The organism is Cellulomonas sp., assembly GCF_036279715.1.
GTDB lineage: Bacteria > Actinomycetota > Actinomycetes > Actinomycetales > Cellulomonadaceae > Cellulomonas_A.
This window is the reverse complement of record NZ_DASUIR010000099.1, coordinates 1-8,626: the sequence shown is the minus strand read 5'-3', so window position 1 is coordinate 8,626 and position 8,626 is coordinate 1. Positions and strand designations below refer to the sequence as shown.

The following is an 8,626-nucleotide window of genomic DNA, read 5'->3' as shown; positions in this document are numbered from 1 at the left end:
GTCCCGCAGGCCAGCCGTGCCCTCGGCGGCGACGTCACCCCAGGTCGACCGGGTCAGGGCCGTCCGCAGCTCGGCCAGTGACGTCGCCGTCCTGACCTGCGACCAGGAGGTCCCGAGGGTGCCGAGGTCGTAGGGCTCGGGCGCTGTCAGGCCGTCCTCGAGCTCGCGGGCCAGCGCGACGATGTTGTCCCGCTCGTAGCGCCCCGCAGCCGCCCGGCAGAGCCGAGAGGCGGTCGCCGGCACCCATCCCGCCAGGACCCTGAGCTGCCACAGCGCCGCGTCGCTGGTCGCGCGCTCGGCTGCGGCGAGCTCCGTGGTCCCGCGCAGGCGGTCGGCGTACATGCTGTCCGCGAGGGCTGCCAGGCCCGCCGCCAGGTTCGGGAGGGCGGCGACGCGGTGGCTGACGCCGGCGCCGACCCTGCGCTGCGCGAGCGCGCGGGCCCGGACGGAGGCGGCCACCCAGTCGGCGTTCATGGCCGCGATGCCAGCTGGTCCGCGAGGAGTCGGTCGACGACGAGCCTGACGGCGGCCGGGAGTCGTGCCGAGCCGCTCTCGCGCAGCGCGGTCGCCGCGTCGTGTGCTGTCTGGAGCGTGCGCTCGTCGTCGGCCGAGGCGGCCTGCTCGACCGCGGCGGCCGCGTCGGCGCGCGCGGCGGGCTCGTCGAGCCGGGCCCGGGAGATGATCGCGGCGGCCTCGGCCCGCGCGTCCGCCAGGGTGGCCTCGGCCTGCTGCTGCGCCTCCTCGACGAGTCGCCGGCACGACTCGACGTCCGCGGTCAGGGCGGCGAACACGGGGGCGAGCTCGGCTGCGTGCCCCGGCTCGTCGACGGCAGGGACGCCGACCGGACCCGCGGGACCGGGAGCTCCGACCGGCCGGAACCGGTCGAGGATGCTCAGACGCGCCATGGCATCTCCCCGAGTCACGAGACTCTTCGGACTCTACGCGTGACGCTGCGCGGCGCCAGCGGTCCATTCGGTCGACCCGGTGGACCGCCGGCGCCGCGACCAGGGTGTCAGGCCGGCTGCACCGTGTAGACGACCGTCTGCACGCGGATCATGCCGTCCTTGAAGATGAACGTGTCCACGCCGTTCTCGACCTTGCGGCCACCGCCGGTCGCCTTCCAGCCGAGGTACAGCACGTCGTCGGCGAACACCGTCTCCAGCTCCCACTGCGCCTGGGGGACGTCGCTGAGCAGCTGGATGAAGACCTGGCGTGCGCCGTCCTTGCCGCGATACACCTTGCCCTGCACGATGAGGATCGCGTCGTCGGCGTAGTCGGAGATGATGCCCTCGAGGTCCTCGCCGCCCAGCGTCTGGCCGTGGTGCGCAAAGACCTCTTCGGGTGTCCTGGTGGTCGTCATGACGTTCCCTTCACTCGATCCTCGTTGACAGAGCGGCCGGGCTGCCGGCTGGCTCAAGTTTCCTCCGATTGCCCCTCTTGTCCATGCCGCATCAGGTCAAATCTCGGTACGGTCTGACCAGAGGACGACGACGGTGTCGTCCCGCTGTCGGGAGGCGTCATGAAGGCGGTTCGGCTGCACCAGTACGAGGTCCGGCCCCTGGTCGAGGACGTCGCTGAGCCCGTGGTCACCCATCCCTTCGACGTCGTGGTGCGGGTCGGCGGCGCAGGCCTGTGCCGCACCGACCTGCACATCGTCGAGGGGCAGTGGGCGGCCAAGAGCAACGTGGCGCTCCCGTACACGCTCGGCCACGAGAACGCCGGGTGGGTGCACGCGGTGGGCTCCGCCGTCGAGCACGTGCAGGTCGGCGACGCGGTGATCCTGCACCCGCTGGTCACGTGCGGCTTCTGCCGGGCCTGCCGGGCAGGGGACGACGTGCACTGCGAGGCGCAGGCGTTCCCCGGCATCGACACCGACGGCGGCATGGCCGAGCTGATCAAGACCTCGGCGCGCTCGGTGGTCAAGCTCGGCGCCGGCGTCGAGCCTGCTGCGGTCGCGGCGCTGGCCGACGCGGGCCTCACGGCCTACCACGCGGTCAAGAAGGCGGTCCCGCTCCTGCACCCGGGCACCACGTGCGTCGTGATGGGCGCCGGCGGGCTCGGCCACATCGGCATCCAGGCGCTGCGGGCCATGAGCGCGACGCGCATCGTCGTGCTCGACCGCAACGAGGAGGCGCTCGCCCTGACGCGTGCCTGGGGGGCGGACGTGACGGTCGTCGCGGACGGCTCGCACGTCGCCACGGTCATGGAGCTGACCGACGGCAAGGGCGCCGAGGTGGTGCTGGACTTCGTCGGCGAGCGCGGCGCCGAGCACGACAGCTGGGCGATGACGCGGCGGGCCGGCAGCGACTTCGTCATCGGGTACGGGGGGACCGTCGACATCCCGACGATCGACGTCATCTCGACCGAGCGCAACGTCGTGGGGAACCTGGTGGGCAGCTACAACGACCTCGTCGAGCTCATGGTGCTGGCCGCCGACGGCAAGGTCGAGATGCTCACGCAGACCTACCCGCTCGACGCGGTCAACGACGCGATGGACGACCTGGACGCCGGCCGCCTGCGTGGCCGCGGGATCCTGGTCCCCTAGGTCGACGACGGTCACGGGCTCGGGCCTCCCATAGCATCGGTGCCATGAGCGCTGACGGACTGGCCCGAGCCCGGCACAAGATGCACGACGCGGGGGTGCCGCCCACGGCGGTCGACGCGTTCGCTCGGTTCTACGGGCTCCTCGAGTCCGGGGAGACGGGCATCATCGCGGAGCGGGACGTCACGCCCCTGACCCGCGTGCCTCACCTCGCGGACCTCGACGTCGACGAGGAGGCCGGTCGCCGGGCGTTGGCGGTCACGGCCGTCCTCAAGCTCAATGGCGGGCTCGGCACGTCGATGGGCATGGACCGCGCCAAGTCGCTGCTGCGGGTCCGCGGTGAACGGACCTTCCTCGACCTCATCGCCGAGCAGGTGCTCGTCGCGCGGGCGACCACCGGGGCGCGGCTGCCGCTCGTCCTCATGGACAGCTTCCGCACCCGGGACGACACGCTCGCCGCGCTCGCCGCGTACCCGGACCTCCGCATCGACGGCCTGCCGCTGGACTTCGTGCAGAACCGTGAGCCCAAGCTCCGCGCGGACGACCTCACCCCGGTCGAGTGGCCCGCCGACCCGGACCTCGAGTGGTGCCCGCCGGGTCACGGGGACCTGTACACCGCGCTGTACGCCTCGGGCACCCTCACGGCGCTGCTCGACGCAGGTTTCCGGTACGCGACCGTCTCCAACTCCGACAACCTCGGGGCTGCGCCCGACGCGCGGATCGCGGGCTGGTTCGCCGGCACGGGCGCACCTTTCGCGGCCGAGGTCGCCCGGCGCACCCCGGCGGACCGCAAGGGCGGCCACCTGGTCGTGCGCGCCGCGGACGGTCGCATCGTCCTGCGCGAGACCGCCCAGACCCGGCCCGAGGACGCCGACGCCGCCGCGGACATCGCGACCCACCCCTACTTCAACACCAACAACCTGTGGCTCGACCTGCGAGCGCTCGCGGCCGAGCTCGAGCGCAGCGGCGGCGTGCTCGACCTGCCGCTGATCCCCAACGACAAGACCGTCGACCCGACCGACCCGACGTCGACCCCCGTCGTCCAGATCGAGTCCGCCATGGGTGCGGCGATCGAGGTGTTCGACGGCGCCGTCGTGCTCGAGGTCGACCGGTCGCGCTTCCTCCCCGTCAAGACGACGAACGACCTGCTGGTGCTGCGCTCCGACGTCTACCGGCTGACCGACGACCAACGGCTCGTCGCGACCGCCGACGCCCCGTACGTCGATCTCGACCCGGCCCACTTCAAGACCATCGGGGCGTTCGACCAGCGGCTGCCCACGGCGCCGTCGCTCGTCGACGCGACGTCGCTGCGCGTGCGGGGTGACTGGACGTTCGGCCGCGGCGTGGCCGTCGTGGGCGATGCCGTGCTGGCCGACCCCGGGACGCCGTCGACCGTCCCTGACGGCGCGCGGGTGGGCCCGACCGGCATCGCCTGACGGCGGATTCCGCGCGCCGCTCAGCGAGCTGGCGCCGCGGCCTCCATGGCCTGCTGGGCCTCCATCGCGATCGCGCGCATGGCCCGCTCGGCGCGGGCGGCGTCGCGGCTGGCCACGGCCTCGGCGACGTCGCCGTGGAGGCGGATCGCGGTGGGCTCGGGGTGCGCGGGCATGAGGTCGTGGTGCGTCCGGCCGGCCAGGACCTCGCTGACGACCGAGGCCAGCGCGGCGAACATGTCGTTGCCCGACGCGGTGAGCAGGACGCGGTGGAAGTGGATGTCGTGCTCGAGGTAGGCCTCGAGATCACCCCGGCGTCCCGTCACCGACATGCCGATGACGGCCGCGGTGAGCTCGCCGCACTGCTCGGGGGTCGCATGGGTGGCGGCCAGGGCTGCCGCGACGGGCTCGACCCCGCGGCGCAGCTCGCTGAGCGTGCGGAGCTGGTCGGCGCGGTCGGGCCCGGCGAGTCGCCAGCGGACGAGGCGCGGGTCGAACGCGTTCCACTCGGAACGCGGGCGGACCGTGACGCCGACGCGTCGCCGGGTGGTGACGACCTGGAGCGACTCGAGCACCTTGACGACGTCGCGGGCCACGGTCCTCGAGACGCCGTACTGGCGCGAGATCTCGTCGATCGTGACCACGTCGCCCTCGGCGAGCTCGCCCGACACCAGTGCGGGCCCCAGCCTCGAGAGGACGCGCTCGTGCAGGCCGCTCGCAGTCGCCGTGGCTGTCACGGGCCCCATTGTGCATGACATACCCGGCCCTCGACCATAGATCACATTTAACGTCGAACTGCATTTGCTTTCGTATGACCAATGGGTCATCCTCCTCGAGGCGCTAGGTCAGCGTCCTGGACCTCAGAGCTGAGGAGAGCGAGCATGGACGAACAAGCCCCCGGGCGGCCGCCGCTGGTCGTGGTCATGGGTGTGGCTGGCTCGGGCAAGTCGACCGTCGGCCAAGCTCTCGCCGAGAAGCTCGGCGTGGACTTCGCCGACGCGGACGCCTTCCACAGCGCGGCCAGCATCGCCAAGATGGCCTCGGGCCACCCTCTCGACGACGACGACCGCGCGCCGTGGCTCGTCTCCATCGGCGGCTGGCTCGCGGATCACGACGATCGGGGCGGGGTCGTGGGCTGCTCGGCGCTGCGTCGTCGCTACCGCGACGTGCTGCGGGCCGCAGCGCCTCGCCTGACCCTGCTGCACCTCGACGGCGATCCCGCCGTGCTGACGCAGCGCATCGCCGAACGACCGGGGCACTTCATGCCGGCCTCGCTCATCACGTCCCAGCTCGAGACGCTCGAGCCGCTCGAGCTCGACGAGCTCGGCCGGGCAGCCGACCTCACCACCCCCGTCGATGACCTCGTCACCGACTTCATCTCCCACCTCAATCCCACAGGAGCACGCCCATGAGATCGACCGCCCTGGCCACCGCCGCCCAGGCGCTGACCAACGCTGGCAGCACCCAGCTGGTCCTGGCCGCGCTGATCGGCATCGCCGTGATCGTCGTGCTGATCACGAAGTTCAAGCTCCACCCGTTCCTGTCCCTCACGATCGGCTCGATCAGCGTCGGGGCGCTCGCGGGGATGAAGCTGCAGGACTCCCTGACCAGCTTCGGCAACGGGGTCGGATCCACCGTCGCCGGCGTGGGCACGCTCATCGCGCTGGGTGCGATGTTCGGCCGACTGCTTGCCGACTCGGGTGGTGCCGACCAGATCGTCGACACGATCATCCGGCGCGCCACCGCGCGGAGCCTGCCGTGGGCCATGGCCCTGGTGGGCGCGTTGATCGGCCTGCCGATGTTCTTCGAGATCGGGCTCGTCCTGCTGATCCCGGTCATCCTGCTCGTCTCGCGCCGGTCGGGGCTGCCCCTCCTGCGGATCGCCGTCCCCGCCCTCGCGGGGCTGTCGGTGATGCACGGACTCGTGCCGCCGCACCCCGGGCCCCTCGTGGCGATCGCGGCGCTGAACGCCAACCTGGGCATCACGATGGCGCTCGGCGTGCTCGTCGCGATCCCCGTCGTCGTCCTCGCCGGGCCGGTGCTCGCGAAGCACGTGGCCCGCTGGGTCCCCGTCATGGCCCCGGCCCTGTTCGTCACGAGCGGCGCCCCCGCCGCCGCCGCGCCCCGGATCGGTGCGCGGACGGGCGGAGGCGCGGGTACGGGTGTCGACGTCGAGACCCTGCTGCCTGAGGCTGAGATCGAGACGCGTCGGCCGAGCTTCGCGACGACCCTGTCCACGGTCCTGCTCCCCGTCGTCCTGATGATGGGCAAGGCTCTCGTCGACATCTTCCTGCCCGCCACGAGCAGCCTCCGCATGGCCCTCGACTTCATCGGGACGCCGCTCGTCGCGCTGCTGCTCGCCGTGCTGGTCGCGATGTTCACCTTCGGCCGCGGCTCGGGCATGAACCTTCAGCAGATCGCCGCCTCGCTCGAGAAGTCGCTGCCGCCGATCGCCGGGATCCTGCTGATCGTCGGCGCGGGTGGCGGGTTCAAGCAGACCCTGGTCGATACCGGGATCGGCAGCGTGCTCGCCAAGGCCATCGCCGGCAGCAGCGTGTCGCCGCTCCTGCTCGCCTGGGTGGTCGCGGTGCTGATCCGCCTGGCGACGGGATCCGCGACGGTCGCCACCGTCACGGCCTCCGGCATCCTGGCGCCGCTCGCCCTGACCCTCTCGACCGGTCAGACGTCGCTGCTCGTGCTCGCCATCGGCTCGGGATCGCTGTTCTTCAGCCACGTGAACGATGCGGGCTTCTGGCTGGTCAAGGAGTACTTCGGCATGACGGTCGGAGAGACGATCCGCAGCTGGTCGGTCATGGAGACCGTCATCTCGGTGGCCGGGCTCGTGCTCGTGCTGCTGCTCGGCATCGTCATGTGATCGCTCGGGTTCCGCAAAGAGGCCCGCGTCCTGCACCCTGCAGGCCGCGGGCCTCTCGGCGTTCTTCGGCAGCTGCGAGAGGCCCGCGGGAATGCTCTCGACGGCGCGGTGTTATACCCCCGAGGGTATCCACCACCGTGAGGAGAAGCGATGTCCACCGTCAACCTGACCGCCGACACGTTCGAGCAGACCGTCCGCAGCAACGACATCGTCCTGGTCGACTTCTGGGCCGCCTGGTGCGGGCCGTGCCGCATGTTCGCGCCCGTCTATGACAAGGCCTCGAGCGCGCATCCCGACATCGTCTTTGGCAAGGTCGACACCGAGGCGGAGCGGGTCCTGGCAGCGCAGGCCGACATCACGTCGATCCCGACGCTCATGGTCTTCCGCGAGAGTGTGCTTGTCTTCCGGCAGCCCGGCGCACTGCCTGCGGCTGCGCTCGACGAGCTCATCGGCGCCGTCCGTGCGCTCGACATGGACGACGTCCGGGCCCGCGTCGCAGCCAAGCAGCCCGTGAGCTGAACGACCGACACGTGACTCGTCGCCAGCCGCAGGCGCTGGCGGGTTGCGCGAAGCCATACCCCCAGGGGTATGCTGACGCCACACACCGAACGATCTGAGGAGTCACCTATGTGCAGTCCTGCCCGTTGCTCGCGTTGCGGCAAGGTCACCTGGTCCGGCTGCGGCATGCACGTCGATGCCGTCATGGCGAGCGTTCCGCCCGCTCAGCAGTGCACCTGCCGCTGATCGAAGGGCCCGTGCCGGGGAGCCTGAGGTCGGTGCGGCAGGCATGTCTGTCGACCTGACCGGGCGTCCCCGTTCGACCGGTCTGCGCACCCGGTGGCCGGCGCGGCGACTCGCGGCGGCCATCGTCGTCGCGCCCCTGATGCTCGCCCTCCTCGTGGCGACGTCCGGAGGGTGGGGCCCAGCGGCCCCGCCCGCATGGCTCGTGCTCGTCTCTCTCACGGCTCTCGCCACGGCGATGACCGTGGCCACCTACGTGCCGCTGCCGGGGACCGGTCGCCGGCTCGAGGTCGGCTGCATGCCTTGCGCGGTCGTGGCGCCCCTCAGCGTGCTGGTGTCCGTCGGCCTCGTGGGCTCGGCCGCCCGCGACGTGCCCAGCGCGACGCTCGCGGTGGGCGTCGCGGCGTTCGGGCTCCTGCAGCGGCTGACGAACGTGAGCAGCTGCGCCGCCTAGGCGTGTCTCCCATATCTGGGGTGAGGCTCGCGGCGGTCTGGGCGGGTGACGTCTTCTCGGTATTGGGTCTTCGGTGATGTGCAGTGGGCTCGGGTGGAGCCGTTGTTGCCGTCGAACGCGGGTCGGCGGGGTCATCCGTTCGGTGAGGACCGTCGGGTGGTCGAGGCGATCGCTTGCCGGTATCGGACCGGGATCCCGTGGCGGGACCTGCCGCGGGAGGTCTTCGGGCCGTGGCAGACGGCGTGGAAGCGCCACCGTCGCTATGCCGCGGACGGGACTTGGGACCGGGTCCTGGGCCGGTTGCTGGCCGAGGCGGACGCGGCCGGCCAGGTGGACTGGAGGGTCTCGGTGGACGCGACGATCGCCCGCGCGCACCAGCACGGCACGAACACGACCCGCCCCGACCAGGACACAGGGGGCGGGGTCGAATCTCAGGAATCTGCCAATCGGCGTGTGTGAACCTGCAGGTCGCGGCATCGGCCGCTCACGGGGCGGGTTGACCACCAAGATCCACGCCGCGGTCGACGGGCACGGGCGCCCCCTGGCCGCGGTGGTCACCGGGGGGCACCGCAACGACGGCG

At 71.8% G+C, this 8,626-nt stretch carries 10 protein-coding genes and 1 pseudogene; 7 read left to right on the top strand and 4 right to left on the bottom strand.

What is annotated here, in order from left to right:
• From VFW79_RS09745 to VFW79_RS09735, 3 genes are all read right to left on the bottom strand, one after another.
• Positions 1 to 474, bottom strand: a 474-nt coding sequence (locus VFW79_RS09745; RefSeq protein WP_329677109.1) for a hypothetical protein, incomplete at its 3' end; no start/stop codon positions are given.
• Entirely contained in the window at positions 471 to 905 is a 435-nt protein-coding gene (locus VFW79_RS09740) for a hypothetical protein (protein ID WP_329677108.1), read from the bottom strand. The genes VFW79_RS09745 and VFW79_RS09740, both read right to left, overlap by 4 nt.
• Positions 906 to 1,012: 107 nt before the next feature.
• Positions 1,013 to 1,360, bottom strand: a complete 348-nt coding sequence (locus VFW79_RS09735; RefSeq protein ID WP_329677107.1) for a nuclear transport factor 2 family protein — start codon at positions 1,358 to 1,360, stop codon at positions 1,013 to 1,015.
• A gap of 159 nt (positions 1,361 to 1,519) precedes the next feature.
• On the opposite strand from VFW79_RS09735, the gene VFW79_RS09730 reads away from it, so the two are divergent.
• Both VFW79_RS09730 and VFW79_RS09725 read left to right on the top strand, forming a co-directional pair.
• On the top strand, positions 1,520 to 2,545 hold the full coding sequence (locus VFW79_RS09730; protein WP_329677106.1) for an NAD(P)-dependent alcohol dehydrogenase: 1,026 nt from the start codon (positions 1,520 to 1,522) through the stop codon (positions 2,543 to 2,545).
• A gap of 44 nt (positions 2,546 to 2,589) precedes the next feature.
• Complete coding sequence (locus VFW79_RS09725; protein ID WP_329677105.1) at positions 2,590 to 3,978, top strand: UTP--glucose-1-phosphate uridylyltransferase; 1,389 nt, start codon at positions 2,590 to 2,592, stop codon at positions 3,976 to 3,978.
• 20 nt (positions 3,979 to 3,998) lie between these two features.
• Here VFW79_RS09725 and VFW79_RS09720 read toward each other — a convergent pair whose 3' ends face one another.
• Positions 3,999 to 4,721, bottom strand: coding sequence for a FadR/GntR family transcriptional regulator (locus VFW79_RS09720; RefSeq protein WP_414647931.1), 723 nt, complete (start codon positions 4,719 to 4,721; stop codon positions 3,999 to 4,001).
• Positions 4,722 to 4,856: 135 nt separating this feature from the next.
• Here VFW79_RS09720 and VFW79_RS09715 point away from each other — a divergent pair, with 135 nt between their 5' ends.
• From VFW79_RS09715 to VFW79_RS09695, 5 genes and pseudogenes are all read left to right on the top strand, one after another.
• Complete coding sequence (locus VFW79_RS09715) at positions 4,857 to 5,387, top strand: gluconokinase (protein WP_329677103.1); 531 nt, start codon at positions 4,857 to 4,859, stop codon at positions 5,385 to 5,387.
• Positions 5,384 to 6,850, top strand: coding sequence for a gluconate:H+ symporter (locus VFW79_RS09710; RefSeq protein WP_329677102.1), 1,467 nt, complete (start codon positions 5,384 to 5,386; stop codon positions 6,848 to 6,850). The genes VFW79_RS09715 and VFW79_RS09710 overlap by 4 nt, the downstream gene beginning before the upstream one ends.
• Positions 6,851 to 7,000: 150 nt before the next feature.
• Complete coding sequence (gene trxA / locus VFW79_RS09705; RefSeq protein ID WP_329677101.1) at positions 7,001 to 7,369, top strand: thioredoxin; 369 nt, start codon at positions 7,001 to 7,003, stop codon at positions 7,367 to 7,369.
• 268 nt (positions 7,370 to 7,637) lie between these two features.
• Positions 7,638 to 8,045, top strand: a complete 408-nt coding sequence (locus VFW79_RS09700) for a hypothetical protein (protein WP_329677100.1) — start codon at positions 7,638 to 7,640, stop codon at positions 8,043 to 8,045.
• 45 nt (positions 8,046 to 8,090) lie between these two features.
• Positions 8,091 to 8,626: pseudogene (locus tag VFW79_RS09695) on the top strand (IS5 family transposase); the annotation flags it as partial.

Coding starts and splice junctions, on each gene's coding strand:
- VFW79_RS09725 (WP_329677105.1), top strand. CDS start 2,590: ATGAGCGCTGACGGACTGGCCCGAGCCCGGCACAAGATGCACGACGCG.
- VFW79_RS09715 (WP_329677103.1), top strand. CDS start 4,857: ATGGACGAACAAGCCCCCGGGCGGCCGCCGCTGGTCGTGGTCATGGGT.
- trxA (WP_329677101.1), top strand. CDS start 7,001: ATGTCCACCGTCAACCTGACCGCCGACACGTTCGAGCAGACCGTCCGC.
- VFW79_RS09700 (WP_329677100.1), top strand. CDS start 7,638: ATGTCTGTCGACCTGACCGGGCGTCCCCGTTCGACCGGTCTGCGCACC.
- VFW79_RS09730 (WP_329677106.1), top strand. CDS start 1,520: ATGAAGGCGGTTCGGCTGCACCAGTACGAGGTCCGGCCCCTGGTCGAG.
- VFW79_RS09710 (WP_329677102.1), top strand. CDS start 5,384: ATGAGATCGACCGCCCTGGCCACCGCCGCCCAGGCGCTGACCAACGCT.
- VFW79_RS09735 (WP_329677107.1), bottom strand. CDS start 1,360: ATGACGACCACCAGGACACCCGAAGAGGTCTTTGCGCACCACGGCCAG.
- VFW79_RS09720 (WP_414647931.1), bottom strand. CDS start 4,721: ATGGGGCCCGTGACAGCCACGGCGACTGCGAGCGGCCTGCACGAGCGC.
- VFW79_RS09740 (WP_329677108.1), bottom strand. CDS start 905: ATGGCGCGTCTGAGCATCCTCGACCGGTTCCGGCCGGTCGGAGCTCCC.